The organism is Citrobacter sp. Ct235, from assembly GCF_030332305.1.
In the GTDB taxonomy this organism is placed as follows: Bacteria; Pseudomonadota; Gammaproteobacteria; order Enterobacterales; family Enterobacteriaceae; genus Citrobacter_A; species Citrobacter_A telavivensis.
The window spans coordinates 383,663-401,138 of sequence record NZ_JAOWIC010000039.1 but is presented as its reverse complement, the minus strand read 5'-3'; the positions used below and the strand labels follow the sequence as shown (position 1 = coordinate 401,138).

The window sequence follows — 17,476 nt, the reverse complement described above, 5'->3', positions numbered from 1 at the left end:
CTGATGGATTTGTCACAGCTAACACCACGTCGCCCGTATCTGCTGCGCGCTTTCTATGAGTGGTTGCTGGACAACCAGCTCACGCCGCACCTGGTGGTGGATGTGACGTTGCCTGGCGTGCATGTCCCAATGGAATATGCACGCGACGGGCAGATTGTCCTGAACATTGCGCCGCGTGCGGTGGGGAATCTGGAGCTGGCAAATGACGAGGTGCGTTTTAACGCTCGTTTTGGCGGTGTTCCGCGTCAGGTTTCTGTGCCGTTAGCCGCAGTGCTGGCTATTTATGCGCGTGAAAACGGTGCCGGAACGATGTTTGAACCGGAAGCGGCCTATGACGAGGATGTTGCCAGTCTCAACGATGATGATGCGGCATCTGGCGCAGAGAGCGAAACCGTTATGTCTGTCATTGACGGTGATAAGCCGGATCATGATGATGACAACAGCCCGGATGACGATCCGCCACCCCCGCGTGGTGGTCGACCGGCATTACGTGTTGTTAAATAGATGAAAACAGGCCCAGTGAGGCCTGTTTTTGATCGCGCCGACCACGGTTTCGCCCTCCTTCCGATCCTGTGTTACGATGAGCCTGCTGTTGTTTGTCACCGTGACTCGCAAATAGGTCTTATGAACGCATTCGATTCGCAAGCAGAAGATTCTCCCGCTACCATTGGGCGTAACCTTCGTCGTCGTCCGCTGGCGCGTAAAAAGCTGTCGGAAATGGTCGAGGAAGAGTTAGAGCAGATGATCCGTCGTCGTGAATTCGGCGAGGGAGAACAGTTGCCGTCCGAGCGGGAACTGATGGCCTTTTTCAACGTCGGTCGTCCTTCTGTACGTGAGGCGTTGGCAGCGCTGAAGCGCAAAGGTCTGGTGCAAATCAACAACGGCGAACGCGCCCGCGTTTCACGTCCTTCGGCGGACACCATCATTGGTGAACTGTCCGGAATGGCGAAAGATTTCCTCGCACATCCTGGCGGTATTGCCCACTTTGAGCAATTGCGTCTGTTCTTTGAGTCCAGCCTCGTGCGTTATGCCGCGGAGAATGCGACAGAGGAACAAATCGATCTGCTGACAAAAGCACTGGAGATCAACAGTCAGTCGCTGGATGATAACGCGCTGTTCATCCGTTCAGATGTCGATTTTCATCGCGTGCTGGCGGAGATCCCCGGCAATCCGATCTTTATGGCGATCCACGTTGCGCTGCTTGACTGGCTGATCGCCGCTCGCCCGACCGTGTCGGATCGTGAGCTTTACGAGCACAATAACGTGAGTTATCAGCAGCATATTGCCATCGTAGAGGCCATTCGCCAGCACGATCCGGATGAAGCCGACCGCGCCTTGCAATCTCATCTCAACAGCGTTTCCGCCACCTGGCACGCGCTCGGTAAAAATTCAAAAACACGTAAGTGATCGCGATCCTGACGATCGTTTAGTGAAGCAGATCGCACTATAAGCGTTCTGTATTGTGCTGCTGCTTATTTGATCTGGTATAACAGGTATAAAGGTATGCAGTTAGATAACACTAATCATGACAGAGGTCGTTATGGCAAAAGATTTACGAGGCGTGATGCCAGCGTTGTTAACCCCCTTCGATAACCAACAAAAACTGGATATTGAGAGCCTGCGCCGACTGGTGCGTTTTAACATCGCTCAGGGTATTGATGGGCTGTACGTCGGTGGCTCTACCGGCGAAGCCTTTGTGCAGAGCTGTGCGGAAAGGGAGCAGGTGCTGGAAGTGGTCGCGGAAGAGGCGAAGGGCAAGGTGACGCTTATCGCTCATGTTGGAACGGTCAGCACTCACGAGAGCCAGCAACTCGCTCGCGCAGCGCACCGTTACGGCTTTGATGCGGTCTCTGCGGTAACGCCGTTCTACTATCCGTTCAGCTTTGAAGAACACTGCGATCATTACCGGGCCATTATTGATTCAGCAGATGGCCTGCCGATGGTGGTCTATAACATTCCGGCGTTGAGTGGCGTGAAGTTAACGCTGGATCAGATCAACACGCTGGTGACATTGCCTGGCGTTGGCGCACTGAAACAAACGTCGGGCGATCTGTTTCAGATGGAACAGATCCGCCGCGCGCATCCGGATCTGGTGCTCTATAACGGTTATGACGAAATTTTCGCTTCTGGCCTGCTGGCCGGAGCGGACGGTGGTATCGGCAGCACTTACAACATCATGGGCTGGCGATATCTGGGAATTGTGAAAGCGCTCAAAGAAGGCGACATCCGGACGGCGCAAAAGCTGCAAACAGAGTGCAATAAGGTTATCGATCTCCTCATTAAGGCCGGCGTGTTCCGTGGGCTGAAAACGGTTCTGCACTATATGGACGTGGTTTCTGTACCACTGTGCCGTAAGCCGTTTGCCCCTGTAGAGGAAAAATACGTGCCTGCACTGAAAGCACTGGCGGAACAATTGATGGCGGAACGTTCCTGATGGGGTGCCGGATGGCGCTGATGCTTATCCGGCCTACAAAACACAACACGATACGTAGGCCGGATAAGGCGAAGCCGCCATCCGGCAATACAATAAAAAAATCGTCGGGAGAGTAAAATGAGTACTTCTACCCAAAGCATCCCGTGGTATCGCCATCTCAACCGGGCACAATGGCGGGCATTCTCCGCCGCATGGCTGGGATATTTGCTGGATGGTTTTGATTTTGTGTTGATTGCCCTTGTGCTGACGGAAGTACAGGGAGAATTTGGGCTGACGACGGTTCAGGCGGCGAGTCTGATTTCGGCAGCTTTTATTTCCCGCTGGTTTGGCGGGTTAATGCTGGGCGCAATGGGCGACCGCTATGGACGCCGTCTGGCAATGGTCACCAGTATTATTCTGTTTTCAATGGGGACGCTGGCCTGTGGTTTTGCGCCGGGTTACACCACCATGTTTATCGCCCGACTGGTGATTGGCATGGGGATGGCGGGCGAATACGGCTCCAGTGCAACCTATGTTATTGAAAGCTGGCCGAAGCATCTGCGTAATAAGGCCAGTGGTTTTCTGATCTCGGGCTTCTCCGTTGGCGCCGTGATTGCGGCTCAGGTCTACAGCCTGGTCGTGCCGGTCTGGGGATGGCGTGCGCTGTTCTTCATTGGCATCCTGCCGATTATTTTTGCCCTCTGGCTGCGGAAAAACATACCGGAAGCTGAGGACTGGAAAGAGAAGCATGCAGGTAAAGCGCCGGTACGTACGATGGTTGATATTCTCTATCGGGGTGAGCATCGTGTCGTCAACATTCTGATGACAATAGCAGCGGCGGCGGCACTGTGGTTCTGCTTTGCCGGCGACCTGCAAAATGCGGCGATTGTCGCGGTACTGGGTTTGCTGTGCGCGGTGATCTTCATCAGCTTCATGGTGCAAAGCAGCGGCAGGCGCTGGCCGACGGGCGTCACGCTCATGGTTGTCGTCTTGTTTGCTTTCCTCTACTCGTGGCCGATTCAGGCGCTGCTGCCTACCTATCTGAAAACTGAACTGGCGTACGATCCTTCCACCGTGGCGCGCGTGCTCTTCTTTAGCGGCTTTGGCGCCGCGGTCGGTTGCTGCGTGGGTGGCTTCCTCGGTGACTGGCTGGGGACCCGCAAAGCTTATGTGTGCAGCTTGCTGGCCTCACAGGTGCTGATCATTCCGGTGTTTGCGATAGGCGGTACTAACGTCTGGGTGCTCGGCTTTCTGCTGTTTTTCCAGCAGATGCTGGGGCAAGGGATCTCCGGGATCTTGCCGAAATTGATTGGCGGCTATTTCGATACCGATCAGCGTGCGGCCGGTCTGGGCTTCACCTATAACGTCGGGGCGCTCGGCGGGGCATTGGCACCGATTCTGGGGGCGCTGATTGCCCAGCGCCTGGATCTGGGGACCGCATTGGGCTCGCTCTCTTTCAGCCTGACCTTTGTGGTGATCCTGCTGATTGGTCTGGATATGCCGTCCCGCGTCCAGCGCTGGCTGCGACCTGAGGCGCTGCGTACCCATGACGCTATCGACGGTAAACCGTTTAGCGGTGCCATCCCGTTCGGCGGTGATAAAAGCCCTTTAGTCAAAAGCAAAAGTTAACCCACTTGCCCGGTCCTGTACCGGGCAGCATTCGTAAGGGAAGAGGTATGTCGTTACTTGCACAACTGGATAAAAACATTGCCGCGCAGGGTGGTCTGATTGTCTCCTGCCAGCCGGTTCCCGGCAGCCCGCTGGATAAACCTGAGATTGTGGCGGCGATGGCGCTGGCGGCAGAGCAGGCGGGTGCCGTCGCGTTGCGTATTGAAGGTGTTGAGAATCTGAAGGCGACGCGTGCCGTCGTTTCCGTACCGATAATTGGCATTCTCAAGCGCGATCTTGCGGATTCTCCGGTGCGCATTACCGCGTTTCTGGAGGATGTCGATGCGCTGGCGCAGGCCGGTGCGGACATTATTGCGATTGACGGGACTGACCGTGTGCGTCCGGTGCCGGTCGCAGCGCTGCTGACCCGTATTCATCATCACCAGTTGCTGGCAATGACCGATTGCTCCTCGCTGAAGGACGGTCTGGCCTGTCAGGCGCTCGGTGCAGAAATTATTGGCACCACGCTTTCGGGTTACACCACGGCAGAAACGCCTGCAGAGCCGGATCTGGCGCTGGTGAAAGCGCTGAGCGAAGCCGGTTGTCGGGTGATTGCCGAAGGCCGTTACAACACCCCGGCGCAGGCTGGTGAAGCGATGCGACACGGTGCCTGGGCGGTGACGGTCGGATCGGCAATTACCCGGCTGGAGCACATCTGCGAGTGGTATAACACGGCGCTGAAAAAGGCGGTGCTATGACGACACTGGCAATTGATATTGGCGGCACTAAACTTGCCGCCGCGCTGGTGGAGGATGATTTGCAGATTCGCGAACGTCGCGAGCTGCCTACGCCTGCCAGTAAAACGTCGCAGGCACTGTGCGACGCGCTGAAAACGCTGGTGCAACCGTTGCAGGCACAGGCGCATCGGGTGGCAATTGCTTCGACGGGGATTATTCGTGAAGGGAATCTGCTGGCGATTAACCCGGGGAACCTGGGCGGATTGCTTCACTTTCCGCTGGTGCAGACGTTAGAAGCCCTCACCCGTTTACCAACGCTGGCGGTCAACGATGCACAGGCCGCCGCATGGGCGGAGTATCACGCCATGGCCGATGATACGCGCGATATGGTGTTTATCACCGTTTCAACCGGTGTGGGCGGGGGGGTGATCAGCGGCGGTCGTTTAGTTACCGGCACTGGCGGCCTGGCCGGACACCTGGGACATACCCTCGCGGATCCTAATGGGCCGATGTGCGGCTGCGGGCGGGTGGGGTGCGTCGAGGCGATCGCGTCGGGGCGCGGGATTGCCGCAGCGGCACAAGGGGCGCTCGCCGGATGTGATGCGAAAACCATTTTTTCCCGTGCGGCAGAGGGTGATGAACAGGCCAGTCGTCTGGTCGCATACTCCGCACAGGTGCTGGCGCGGCTGATAGCCGATACGAAAGCGATCACCGATTGCCAGCGAGTGGTTGTCGGCGGCAGCGTTGGACTGGCGCAAGGGTATCTGGCGCAGGTCCGCGCCTGTCTCGAACAGATGCCCCCGGTTTATCACGTTGAATTAAGCGCAGCACACTACCGCCACGACGCGGGACTGCTGGGCGCGGCATTGTTAGCACAGGGAGAAAAAGGATGATATTGGGTGAAGTTTGTTCGTTGTCCGCAGCGGGTCTGCATCCCGTGCTGGAAGAGGCGCTGACGCTGGCGTTGACCGCCAGACCACAAGAGCAAGTCCCTGGTCGCGTTGAGCTACGCGGGGACGATATCTTTATGAATGTGATGCAGTTTGCCACGCAATCGTCCACAGAGAAAAAGGCAGAGCGGCACGAGCAGTATATCGATATCCAGCTATTACTGACCGGGGAGGAGCGTATTCAGTTCGGCGTGGTTGATTCCGCGCGCCTGTGTGAAGAGGTGCATGTAGAAGAGGACTATCAGCTTTGCCGTGAGATTGCTGATTGCCAGACCATTTCCCTACAGCCGGGTATGTTCGCGGTGTTTATGCCAGGAGAACCACACAAGCCAGGATGCTGTGTTGGTGAACCGAAAGAGATTAAGAAAGTCGTCGTGAAGGTGCGCGCCAGCCTGTTAGCCGCATGAAAAGGCCGGATGGTTTTTACCATCCGGCCTTACGTTTTTATATTCCGCCCGTTCATCATTCCGTCAAAGGCGTTTCTGAGGATTCAATTTTCTGCGCTGTCAGTGCTATTTGCGAACGGATGAGTTCATCTGCCAGTAATTTTTCGTCAGGTAGTTGCACTTTATACTCGCTTGCCATCACAGTATTCGGTAAACCGTTCAGCGCGTAGTGTGCTTCTCCAGCCCCTTTTCCCGCACACAGGATTAACCCGACTGGCGGATTTTCCCCAGGCATTGTCCAGTGCTCTTTAGCGTAGTTCAGGTACATGTTCATTTGTCCTGCGTCGGCATAGCTGAATTTTCCCACTTTCAGGTCAACGACTAACAGACAGCGCAAGCGGCGATGGAAGAAAAGCAGGTCGACGCGAAACCAGCTATCGTCAATGCGTAATCGGCGCTGGCGGCTGACAAAAGCGAAATCGTCACCGAGCTCAAGCATAAACTCCATCAGATGATTTATCAGTGCTTCTTCCAGATCGGATTCCGAATACACATCCTTCAGTTCGAGGAATTCGAGAATAAAGGGATCGCGTATTGCGTGTTCTGGTAAGACGTCGGGCACGGTGGGGGCGGCCTGTTGCAGCAATGCGGGTTTATCATGAGACAGCAGTGTCCGTTCATAAAACTGAGAAGCGATTTGCCGATCGAGTTGTCGTACCGACCAACCGTTGCGTAATGTCTCTTTCTCGTAAAAGGTGCGGGCATCTGCGTTTTTAACCGACAGGAGCCGGACATAGGCTGACCAGGGCAACGGGAATATCCTGGCGAGTTGTATGAGATTTATAGATTCACCAGACACCGTCTGGTGAATTTCAATGTGCTGAAAATAAAGATAAAAAGCTCTAATTTGACGCAGGTTTCCGGTTGAGAAACCTCGTTTATAGCGCCGGGTTAAATCAACGGACAGTTGCTCAATCAGTTGAGTACCATAAGCTGCCCGTGCTTCTCCGCCCTGCTCAAACTCGACAATGCGCCTGCCAATTTCCCAGTACGTCGCCGTCATGATCGCGTTGATGTTGCGGACGGTCTCTGTCCTGGCGGTATCCAACAGATGGATAATGCCGTCGTGGATTTGCTGATAATCGCCTGCGTGTTGTGCTGATGTTGTTGCCATCATATTATCCCTGACATGATAGTTACGAATTGAAAATATATCGCTATCAGTATACTTAAGGGGATATGCGGTCAATTATTCTCAGCCCATTACATCCAATTACGGCGATATTTGCGAGCCGCTTTCGAAGAATGGAGGTGGGATATTGTGAAGAACAAGGGTGACTCCCCATCCCTGAGCGAGTTCTCGGGGCAGGGGAGTCAGAAAGGTTTACTACACTTCCAGCCAGTTCATGATCCCGTCAGCCGCTTTGCGCCCTTCGGCAATGGCGGTAACCACCAGATCCGAACCGCGCACAATGTCACCACCGGCGAAGATTTTCGGGTTGCTGGTCTGGAAGGCGTTGTCGCTGCCTTCCGGGGCGATGATTCGACCCTGAGAATCCAGTTCGACGCTGTGTTTCGCCAGCCACTCCATGCTGTGAGGACGGAAACCAAACGCCATGACCACGGCATCTGCCGGCACGATGTGCTCGGAACCCGCTACGATCTCCGCACGGCGGCGGCCTTTCGCATCCGGCGCACCCATTTCGGTATGTGCCATTTTCACGCCGCAGACCTTACCATTGGCGTTTACTTCCACGCCCAGCGGCTGCACGTTGAACTGGAACTCAACGCCTTCCTCGCGCGCGTTCTTCACTTCGCGGCGGGAGCCGGGCATGTTCTCTTCATCACGACGATAGGCGCAGGTGACGTGCGTTGCGCCCTGACGAACGGAGGTCCGCACGCAGTCCATGGCGGTATCGCCGCCGCCCAGCACCACCACGCGTTTCCCTTCCATATTGACGTACGGCTCGTCGGTGGTTTCACCAAAGCCCATGATCTGCTTGGTGTTGGCGATCAGGAACGGCAGGGCATCGAACACGCCATCGGCATCTTCGTTTTCCAGCCCGCCGCGCATGGACTGATAGGTGCCGACGCCGAGGAATACCGCATCGTACTCTTTCAGCAGGTCGTCGAGCTGTACATCACGACCCACTTCCACGTTCAGTTTGAACTCGATCCCCATACCGGTGAAAATTTCACGGCGGCGGGTCATCACCTCTTTTTCCAGTTTGAAGGCCGGAATGCCAAAAGTCAGCAGGCCGCCGATCTCCGGATGCCTGTCAAACACCACGGCTTTCACACCGTTGCGGGTTAACACGTCGGCACAGGCCAGTCCAGCCGGGCCGGCGCCGATGATCGCCACCCGTTTGTCGGTCTGGCGAACGCCGGTCATATCCGGACGCCAGCCCATTTCAAACGCTTTATCATTGATATAACGCTCGATGTTGCCGATGGTGACGGCGCCAAACTCATCGTTCAGCGTACAGGAACCTTCGCAGAGTCTGTCCTGTGGGCACACGCGTCCGCACACTTCGGGCAGCGTATTGGTCTGGTGAGACAGTTCCGCTGCTTCAAAGATTCGTCCTTCATTGGCGAGCTTCAGCCAGTTTGGAATGTAGTTATGAACCGGACATTTCCACTCACAGTACGGGTTGCCGCAGGACAGACAGCGGTCTGCCTGCGCTTTTGCCTGACCTTCTGAAAACGGTTCGTAGATTTCAATAAACTCGATTTTGCGGATCTTCAGCGGCTTCTTCGGCGGATCAACACGCTGCAGGTCGATAAACTGGTATACGTTCTGACTCATTGTTGCTACCCCTTACTGCGCCTGCACGCGCAGCTCTGCTGCGCTACGACTACGGTGACCCAACAGTGCTTTCACATCACTGGACTTCGGTTTAACCAGCGCGAATTTGTTGGCGAAGGCTGACCAGTTGGCCAGAATCTCTTCTCCGCGCTGCGAACCGGTATGCTGCACGTGTTCGGTGATCAGGCCACGCAAATGCTCTTCGTGGATAGCCAGTTCATCAACGCCCAGTACTTCGACCAGTTCTGGGTTCACGCGTTTACGGAATTCGCCGTCTTCGTCCAGCACGTAGGCGAACCCACCCGTCATGCCTGCGCCGAAGTTCACCCCGGTTTTGCCGAGGATACAGACGATCCCGCCGGTCATGTATTCACAACCGTTGTCGCCAATCCCTTCCACCACGGTGATCGCGCCGGAGTTACGTACCCCGAAACGTTCACCTGCCCGCCCTGCGGCATACAAACGACCACCGGTCGCACCATACAGGCAGGTGTTACCGATGATGCTCGCCTCATGGCTGCGGAAAGCGGAACCAACCGGAGGACGTACCGCCAGCAGGCCGCCCGCCATGCCTTTACCGACATAATCGTTGGCATCGCCGGTCAGATACAGCTCCACGCCGCCCGCGTTCCAGACGCCGAAGCTCTGGCCTGCCGTGCCGCTGAAGTACGCTTTAATCGGGTCAGAGGCCAGTCCCTGATCGCCGTGGGTCTGAGCGATATACCCCGAGAGCGATGCGCCAACGGACCGATCGGTGTTGCGAATATCGAACCAGAAGGTTTTGCTCTGGCGTTCGTCGACATACGGCTTCGCCTGTTGTAGTAACTGCGCGTTCAGCACGCCATTATCAAACGGCGGGTTGTTTTCGGTGCAGTACAGCGCTTTGCCGGGATGCGGTTCTGCGGTTTCCAGCAGTCGGGACAGCGCCAGCTTCTGCTGTTTGGCGGTAAACCCGTCCAGTTCTTTCAGCAGGTCGGTACGGCCAATCAGATCCACCAGACGCGTCACGCCAAGCTGCGCCATCAGTTCGCGAGTTTCGCGAGCGATGAACTCAAAGTAGTTGGTGACTTTAAATGGCAGACCGTGATAGTGGTTCTTACGCAGTTTATCGTCCTGGGTTGCTACGCCGGTTGCACAGTTGTTCAGATGGCAAATACGCAGGTATTTACAGCCCAGCGCCACCATCGGACCGGTCCCGAAGCCGAAGCTCTCTGCGCCGAGAATCGCCGCTTTAATGATATCCACGCCGGTTTTCAGACCGCCGTCGACCTGCAAACGGATCTTGTGACGCAAGCCGTTAGCGACCAGCGCCTGCTGGGTTTCCACCAGTCCAAGTTCCCACGGACAGCCCGCATATTTCACCGAAGAGAGCGGGCTTGCACCGGTGCCGCCGTCATAACCGGCGATGGTGATGAGATCCGCATAGGCTTTCGCTACGCCGGTGGCGATGGTGCCGACACCCGGTTCAGAAACCAGCTTCACGGAGATCATCGCTTTCGGGTTAACCTGCTTCAGGTCGAAAATCAGCTGTGCTAAATCCTCGATAGAGTAGATATCGTGGTGCGGCGGCGGGGAGATCAGCGTCACGCCCGGCACCGAGTAGCGCAGTTTAGCGATGTACGGGGTCACTTTGTCACCCGGTAACTGACCGCCTTCGCCGGGCTTCGCGCCCTGAGCGACTTTAATTTGAATGACGTCGGCGTTAACCAGGTACGCCGGCGTGACGCCGAAACGACCGGAAGCCACCTGTTTGATGCGCGACACTTTATTGGTGCCGTAGCGCGCCGGATCTTCGCCACCTTCACCAGAGTTAGAATTACCGCCGATGCTGTTCATCGCTTCGGCCAGCGCTTCATGTGCTTCCGGGCTCAGTGCGCCAATCGACATTGCCGCAGTATCAAAACGTTTGAACAGGTCACTTGCCGGTTCGACCGCCTCAATGCTGACCGCCTCGTCGCCGGGCTTAATCGCCAGCAGATCGCGTAGCGTCGTCGCGGGACGTTCGTTGACCAGTTTTGCGTATTCCTGATAGTCGCTGTATTCACCGCTCTGAACTGCCTGTTGCAGAGTACGTACGACATCCGGGTTGTAGGCGTGGTATTCGCCGCCGTGCACATACTTCAGCAGGCCGCCCTGCGTAATCGGTTTACGCGCCAGCCAGGCTCGCTTAGACAGGTTCAGCAGATCCTGCTGGAAGTCAGCAAAACCCGCGCCGCCGATACGGCTGACCACGCCCTGGAAGCACAGCGCAACGACATCATCATGCAGACCCACCGCTTCAAACAGTTTGGAGCAGCGGTAGGAGGCGATGGTCGAAATGCCCATTTTGGACATGATCTTGTACAGCCCTTTATTGATGCCGTTACGGTAGTTCAGCATCACGGTACGATAGTTTTTGGCGATCGCCTGGGTGTCTATCAGACGGCCCAGCGTCTCGTACGCGAGGTACGGATAAATGGCCGTTGCGCCAAAGCCCAGCAGCACGGCGAAGTGATGTGGGTCACGGGCGCTGGCGGTTTCGACGATGATGTTGGCATCGCAGCGCAGGCTCTGTTCTACCAGCCGCGTCTGTACCGCGCCGACCGCCATTGGAGCCGGTACCGGCAGACGATTTTTGCCGATATTACGATCCGTCAGCACCAGCAGAACGGTGCCGCTGCGAACCATCTGCTCGGCGGTATCGCACAGCGCTTTGACCGTTTCTTCCAGCGTGGTTTGCGTTACATCGAAGGTGATATCCAGCCGGTCAGCGCGATAGTGCTCTTCTTTCATCGTGGTGAGCTGTTGGAAATCGGAGTACAGCAGGATCGGCGACTTAAAGCTCAGACGGTGCGCCTGTCCTTCCGCTTCGCAAAAGACGTTCATCTCGCGACCGATGCTGGTCGCCAGCGACATGACGTGTGCTTCACGCAGCGGATCGATAGGTGGGTTAGTCACCTGAGCAAACTGCTGGCGGAAGTAGTCGTAAATAATGCGCGGTTGGCTGGAAAGTACGGCAAACGGGGTATCGTCACCCATTGAGCCGACCGCTTCCTGACCGTTTTCACCCAGCACGCGGAGTACGGAATCCAGCTCTTCGGCGCTGTAGTTAAACTGTTTCTGGTAGCTGGCGAGCGTGTCGTCGTCCAGTTCACGCTGGCCCACCCGATCGTCAGCCAGATCTTCAAACGGCACCAGGCGACGGACGTTCTTCTCCATCCATTCTTTATACGGATGGCGGCTTTTCAGGTCGTCGTCAGTTTCGGCCGAATGCAGAATGCAGCCGCCACGGGTGTCGATAACCATCAGTTCGCCCGGGCCGACGCGACCTTTTTCGACCACTTCGTCAGGCTGGTAGTCCCAGATCCCGACTTCAGACGCGCAGGTGATCAGCTTGTCTTTGGTGATGACATAACGCGCCGGACGCAGACCGTTACGGTCGAGGTTGCAGGCGGCGAAACGCCCGTCGGACATGACGATACCCGCCGGACCGTCCCACGGCTCCATGTGCATGGAGTTAAAGTCAAAGAAGGCGCGCAGATCCGGATCCATATCCGGGTTGTTTTGCCAGGCCGGCGGCACCAGCAGGCGCATGGCACGGATGATATCCATCCCCCCCGCCAGCAACAGTTCCAGCATGTTATCCATGGAACTGGAATCGGAGCCGGTTTCGTTAACGAACGGCGCGGCGTCGTGCAGATCCGGGATCAGCGGGGTCTGGAATTTATAGGTACGGGCGCGGGCCCACTGGCGGTTACCGGTAATGGTGTTGATCTCACCGTTGTGCGCCAGGTAGCGGAACGGCTGCGCCAGCGGCCAGCGCGGCACGGTGTTGGTGGAAAAGCGCTGGTGGAACAGACAGATGGCCGATTCCAGACGCAGGTCCGCGAGGTCCAGGTAGAAGCGCGGCAGATCCGCCGGCATACACAGACCTTTATAGATGTTGACCAGGTTTGACAGGCTACAGACGTAGAAGTCTTTGTCTTCCTGCAGTCGTTTTTCAATACGGCGACGGGCGATGAACAGACGACGTTCCATATCACGCGGACGCCAGCCCGCAGGGGCATTCACAAAAATTTGTTCAATACGCGGCAGGGAGGAGAGGGCGATTTCACCCAGTACACCTTCGTTGGTCGGCACATCGCGCCAGCCAACAATCGACAGGGTTTCCTGCTGAAGCTCTTCTTCGACAATACGGCGAGATGCAGCGGCCAGTTCAGGATCTTTGTTCAGGAAGATCATACCGACCGCGTAGTTTTTGGCTAAACGCCAGCCGCGCTCTTCGGCAACGATGCGGAAAAAGCGGTCAGGTTTTTGCAGCAGCAGACCACAACCATCGCCCGTTTTACCATCGGCGAGGATTGCGCCACGGTGCTGCATTCGGGCCAGTGCGTGTATGGCGGTACGCACTACCTTGTGGCTAGGTTCGCCTTCTATGTGGGCGATCAGGCCGAAACCACAGTTATCCTTCTCAAGGGATTTATCGTACAACATATCAGTGAACCTCCCCAGGCTCTGCGGGACCCCCTTCCGATACCGTTTGCGCACGGGCACACCAAGAGCATGGCGACGGGGTTTGCGTGTCATACGCTTACCTCGCATTCGCCCTCTTTATCCTTTTCGCTTAGGTCAAACAAGTTTGAGGACTTGCTGTCAGAGGGAATCTCAATTACTGCATAAATATGATGAGCACACCGCTCATCCAGAAAGCTTCCAGCGGATTTCCACGTTATCGGGAATCCACACACAGGTCAAATGGCAATCTTATTTCTCTAATAATGTGCTATAGAGCATATATCTTGATGAAAGTATTAAGAATAATATCATTTTGACATTGAATTAACGTACTGGAAACGAGGCGGGGAGTGTGATCTGTCTCACTGTCATAACCGCCTGTTAGCTCATGTCTCCGCTTTATTCACCGTTATATGCAGTGTTTCATGCTGGTTTGTTGCGATAGGACGTTTTATGTCACTGTTTTTGCGCAATCGACGTCAGAAGATAAAAAAAATGGCCGGAGATAAGGAAAAGTAATTGGCTGGGTTGTGAATGAAATATCGTTTATTTTGACTGGATATGCAATTGATAAAAGCCTGCCGGGGCGATTGATCCAGGTCATCGCCGACAAGGGCTAAAAATGGCAGGCTTTGGCCTCTTTTCAAGGCGCGGTCTATCAGATTATGCAGTTACAGAAATTAGTCAATATGTTTGGTGGGGATCTTTCTCGTCGTTATGGACAAAAGGTTCATAAACTGACGCTCCACGGTGGATTTAGCTGCCCAAATCGCGATGGCACCATCGGACGCGGCGGCTGCACCTTCTGTAATGTTGCTTCTTTTGCGGATGAAGCGCAGCAGCATCATTCGATCGCGGAACAGCTCGCGCACCAGGCGCATCGGGTTAATCGGGCGAAACGTTATCTGGCCTACTTCCAGGCCTACACCAGTACCTTTGCTGAAGTGCAGGTGTTGCGTTCGATGTATCAGCAGGCAGTTAGCCAGGCCAGTATTGTTGGCTTGTGCGTGGGGACGCGTCCCGACTGCGTACCGGCGGCGGTTCTCGATCTGCTCTGCGAATATAAAGATCAGGGTTATGAAGTGTGGCTGGAGCTGGGATTGCAAACCGCGCATGACAAAACCCTGCATCGTATCAATCGCGGGCACGATTTTGCCTGCTATCAGCGCACGACCCGCCTTGCGCGTGAGCGCGGACTGAAAGTCTGTTCGCATCTTATTGTCGGCCTGCCGGGAGAAGGGCAGGCGGAATGCCTGCAAACACTTGAGCGGGTGGTGGAGACGGGAGTGGATGGCATCAAACTGCACCCGCTGCACATCGTGAAGGGCAGCATTATGGCCAGAGCATGGGAGGCGGGGCGTCTGAACGGGATTGAACTGGCGGACTACACGCAAACCGCAGGCGAGATGATCCGCCATACGCCGCCGGGGGTGATTTATCATCGTATTTCTGCCAGCGCACGCCGCCCCACGCTGCTGGCACCGCTGTGGTGTGAAAACCGCTGGACCGGGATGGTCGAACTGGATCGTTATTTGAATACTCATGGCGTACAGGGTTCTGCGCTTGGGCGGCCATGGGTTTCGCCTGACGTCTGAACTATGACGGGCCTACGGATTTCTTGCACATTCTCTAACGTCTTGCGCAGAATTGAGTATTATTGTGCCAGGTTGTCGTAAAGGAAATCCCTGATGAAGCAAATTCGTATGCTGGCGCAGTACTATGTGGACCTGATGATGAAATTGGGTCTGGTGCGCTTTTCGCTGTTGCTGGCGTTAGCGCTCGTTGTGCTGGCAATTGTGGTGCAGATGGCGGTCACCATGGTGCTGCATGGTCGGGTCGAACAGATCGATGTCATTCGCTCCATTTTCTTTGGTTTGTTAATCACCCCCTGGGCGGTCTATTTTTTGTCAGTGGTGGTGGAGCAACTGGAGGAGTCCCGTCAGCGGTTATCCCGACTGGTGCAAAAGCTGGAAGAGATGCGCGAACGCGACCTCAAGCTTAACGTCCAACTGAAAGATAATATTTCGCAGTTGAATCAGGAGATTGCCGACCGCGAAAAGGCGGAGGCGGAACGCCAGTCAACGTTTGAACAGCTCAAAGTTGAGATCAAAGAGCGCGAAGAGGCGCAGATTCAGCTTGAACAGCAATCCTCTTTCTTACGTTCCTTTCTGGATGCCTCGCCAGATCTGGTTTTTTATCGCAATGAAGATAAAGAGTTTTCCGGCTGTAACCGGGCGATGGAATTGCTTACCGGCAAAAGCGAAAAGCAACTGGTGCATTTAAAGCCTGCCGATGTGTACTCGCCGGAAGCGGCCGAAAAGGTCATTGAGACTGACGAAAAAGTCTTCCGCCATAATGTGTCGCTGACCTATGAGCAATGGCTCGATTATCCGGACGGGCGCAAAGCCTGTTTTGAAATCCGCAAAGTACCTTATTATGATCGCGTGGGTAAACGTCATGGCCTGATGGGATTTGGTCGTGATATTACCGAGCGCAAGCGCTATCAGGATGCACTTGAACGCGCCAGTCGCGATAAAACGACCTTTATTTCCACCATCAGTCACGAACTGCGTACGCCGCTGAACGGAATTGTCGGCCTGAGCCGTATTCTGCTGGATACTGAACTGACGACCGAGCAGGAAAAATACCTGAAAACTATCCATGTCTCCGCCGTGACGTTGGGGAATATCTTCAACGATATCATTGATATGGATAAGATGGAGCGGCGCAAAGTTCAACTGGATAACCAGCCGGTGGATTTCACCAGCTTCCTGGCCGATCTGGAGAACCTCTCTGGCCTGCAGGTGCAGCAGAAAGGATTGCGTTTTGTGCTCGACCCGACCTTGCCGCTGCCGCATAAAGTCGTGACCGACGGAACGCGTCTGCGGCAGATCCTGTGGAACCTTATCAGCAACGCAGTGAAATTTACCCAGCAGGGTCAGGTGACCGTGCGCGTCCGTTACGACGCAGGCAGCATTCTGCACTTTGAAGTGGAAGACTCCGGCATCGGCATTCCGCAGGATGAGCAGGATAAAATCTTCGCCATGTATTATCAGGTGAAAGACAGCCACGGCGGAAAACCGGCGACCGGTACGGGCATCGGTCTGGCGGTCTCGCGACGTCTGGCGAAAAACATGGGCGGGGACATCACCGTGGTAAGTCAGCCAGGCAAAGGCTCGATCTTTACCTTGACCGTCAATGCGCCTGCGGTGGCGGAAGAAGTTGAAGATGCATTTGAGGATGATGATTTGCCGCTGCCGGCATTGAACGTCCTGCTGGTGGAAGATATCGAACTGAACGTCATTGTGGCACGCTCGGTGCTGGAAAAACTCGGCAACAGCGTGGATGTCGCCATGACCGGGAAAGCGGCGCTGGAGATGTTCACGCCGGGTGAGTATGACCTGGTGTTGCTGGATATTCAGTTGCCGGATATGACCGGCCTCGATATTTCGCGCGAACTAACCCAGCGCTATACGCGTGAAGATCTGCCGCCACTGGTGGCGCTTACGGCGAACGTCCTGAAAGATAAAAAAGAGTATCTGGATGCGGGTATGGATGACGTGCTGAGCAAGCCGCTATCGGTACCGGCGTTAACCGCCATGATTAAGAAGTACTGGGATACCCAAGACGAAGAGGAGTGCACGGTGAAATCTGAAGAGAGCAGTAAATCGCAAGCGCTATTAGATATTCCGATGCTGGAACAGTACATAGAGCTGGTGGGGCCGAAACTGATTACCGATGGGCTGGCAGTCTTCGAGAAGATGATGCCAGGCTATTTAAGCGTTCTGGAATCCAATCTGACCGCGCGTGATAAGAAAGGTGTGGTTGAAGAAGGGCACAAAATTAAAGGGGCTGCTGGTTCTGTTGGCCTTCGTCATCTGCAACAACTGGGGCAGCAGATCCAGTCACCCGATCTTCCTGCATGGGAAGATAACGTGGGCGAATGGATTGAAGAGATGAAGCAGGAGTGGCAACACGACGTTGCGGTGTTAAAAGCCTGGGTGGCAAACGCTGGAAAAAAATGACCCCGGCTTGACCGGGGTGCGCGAATACTGCGCCAACACCAGGGAAATCGTGGCTGC

General features: G+C 55.4%; 12 protein-coding genes. 9 read left to right on the top strand and 3 right to left on the bottom strand.

Annotated features, from left to right (window positions below; genetic code table 11):
- The first annotated feature begins 3 nt into the window (after positions 1–3).
- From sspB to nanQ, 7 genes are all read left to right on the top strand, one after another.
- Positions 4–504, top strand: a complete 501-nt coding sequence (sspB, locus tag OGY35_RS06340; protein WP_152406178.1) for a ClpXP protease specificity-enhancing factor — start codon at positions 4–6, stop codon at positions 502–504.
- 111 nt (positions 505–615) lie between these two features.
- Entirely contained in the window at positions 616–1,407 is a 792-nt protein-coding gene (gene nanR / locus OGY35_RS06335) for a transcriptional regulator NanR (RefSeq protein WP_286631770.1), read from the top strand.
- A 133-nt stretch (positions 1,408–1,540) separates the two neighbouring features.
- Positions 1,541–2,434, top strand: a complete 894-nt coding sequence (nanA, locus tag OGY35_RS06330) for an N-acetylneuraminate lyase (protein WP_286631716.1) — start codon at positions 1,541–1,543, stop codon at positions 2,432–2,434.
- Positions 2,435–2,551: 117 nt separating this feature from the next.
- Positions 2,552–4,042 (top strand): MFS transporter, encoded by a 1,491-nt coding sequence (locus tag OGY35_RS06325; RefSeq protein WP_286631715.1) that lies wholly within the window; start codon positions 2,552–2,554, stop codon positions 4,040–4,042.
- A gap of 47 nt (positions 4,043–4,089) precedes the next feature.
- Complete coding sequence (locus OGY35_RS06320; protein WP_152406175.1) at positions 4,090–4,779, top strand: N-acetylmannosamine-6-phosphate 2-epimerase; 690 nt, start codon at positions 4,090–4,092, stop codon at positions 4,777–4,779.
- Positions 4,776–5,651, top strand: a complete 876-nt coding sequence (gene nanK / locus OGY35_RS06315) for an N-acetylmannosamine kinase (RefSeq protein ID WP_286631714.1) — start codon at positions 4,776–4,778, stop codon at positions 5,649–5,651. Before OGY35_RS06320 ends, nanK begins: the two co-directional genes overlap by 4 nt.
- Positions 5,648–6,115 (top strand): N-acetylneuraminate anomerase, encoded by a 468-nt coding sequence (nanQ, locus tag OGY35_RS06310; RefSeq protein ID WP_286631712.1) that lies wholly within the window; start codon positions 5,648–5,650, stop codon positions 6,113–6,115. The genes nanK and nanQ overlap by 4 nt, the downstream gene beginning before the upstream one ends.
- A gap of 55 nt (positions 6,116–6,170) precedes the next feature.
- Here the strand turns inward: nanQ and OGY35_RS06305 are convergent, their stop codons facing one another.
- The 3 genes from OGY35_RS06305 to gltB all read right to left on the bottom strand — a co-directional run bounded on the left by OGY35_RS06305 (position 6,171) and on the right by gltB (position 13,373).
- Positions 6,171–7,268: a PDDEXK nuclease domain-containing protein gene (locus tag OGY35_RS06305; protein ID WP_286631769.1), complete on the bottom strand. Its 1,098-nt coding sequence runs from the start codon at positions 7,266–7,268 to the stop codon at positions 6,171–6,173.
- Between the two features lie 213 nt (positions 7,269–7,481).
- Positions 7,482–8,900, bottom strand: coding sequence for a glutamate synthase subunit GltD (gene gltD / locus OGY35_RS06300; protein ID WP_286631710.1), 1,419 nt, complete (start codon positions 8,898–8,900; stop codon positions 7,482–7,484).
- A 12-nt stretch (positions 8,901–8,912) separates the two neighbouring features.
- Positions 8,913–13,373: a glutamate synthase large subunit gene (gltB, locus tag OGY35_RS06295; protein ID WP_286631709.1), complete on the bottom strand. Its 4,461-nt coding sequence runs from the start codon at positions 13,371–13,373 to the stop codon at positions 8,913–8,915.
- 686 nt (positions 13,374–14,059) lie between these two features.
- Here gltB and mnmL point away from each other — a divergent pair.
- Both mnmL and arcB read left to right on the top strand, forming a co-directional pair.
- Positions 14,060–14,989, top strand: a complete 930-nt coding sequence (gene mnmL, locus OGY35_RS06290) for a tRNA modification radical SAM protein MnmL/YtqA (protein WP_286631707.1) — start codon at positions 14,060–14,062, stop codon at positions 14,987–14,989.
- Between the two features lie 93 nt (positions 14,990–15,082).
- Positions 15,083–17,419, top strand: coding sequence for an aerobic respiration two-component sensor histidine kinase ArcB (gene arcB, locus OGY35_RS06285; protein ID WP_178825893.1), 2,337 nt, complete (start codon positions 15,083–15,085; stop codon positions 17,417–17,419).
- Positions 17,420–17,476: the final 57 nt, after the last annotated feature.

Bases quoted from the DNA above. Each gene is read 5' to 3' on its own strand.
- nanQ (WP_286631712.1), top strand. From the start codon at position 5,648: ATGATATTGGGTGAAGTTTGTTCGTTGTCCGCAGCGGGTCTGCATCCC.
- nanK (WP_286631714.1), top strand. From the start codon at position 4,776: ATGACGACACTGGCAATTGATATTGGCGGCACTAAACTTGCCGCCGCG.
- mnmL (WP_286631707.1), top strand. From the start codon at position 14,060: ATGCAGTTACAGAAATTAGTCAATATGTTTGGTGGGGATCTTTCTCGT.
- arcB (WP_178825893.1), top strand. From the start codon at position 15,083: ATGAAGCAAATTCGTATGCTGGCGCAGTACTATGTGGACCTGATGATG.
- OGY35_RS06320 (WP_152406175.1), top strand. From the start codon at position 4,090: ATGTCGTTACTTGCACAACTGGATAAAAACATTGCCGCGCAGGGTGGT.
- OGY35_RS06325 (WP_286631715.1), top strand. From the start codon at position 2,552: ATGAGTACTTCTACCCAAAGCATCCCGTGGTATCGCCATCTCAACCGG.
- sspB (WP_152406178.1), top strand. From the start codon at position 4: ATGGATTTGTCACAGCTAACACCACGTCGCCCGTATCTGCTGCGCGCT.
- gltD (WP_286631710.1), bottom strand. From the start codon at position 8,900: ATGAGTCAGAACGTATACCAGTTTATCGACCTGCAGCGTGTTGATCCG.
- gltB (WP_286631709.1), bottom strand. From the start codon at position 13,373: ATGTTGTACGATAAATCCCTTGAGAAGGATAACTGTGGTTTCGGCCTG.
- OGY35_RS06305 (WP_286631769.1), bottom strand. From the start codon at position 7,268: ATGGCAACAACATCAGCACAACACGCAGGCGATTATCAGCAAATCCAC.
- nanA (WP_286631716.1), top strand. From the start codon at position 1,541: ATGGCAAAAGATTTACGAGGCGTGATGCCAGCGTTGTTAACCCCCTTC.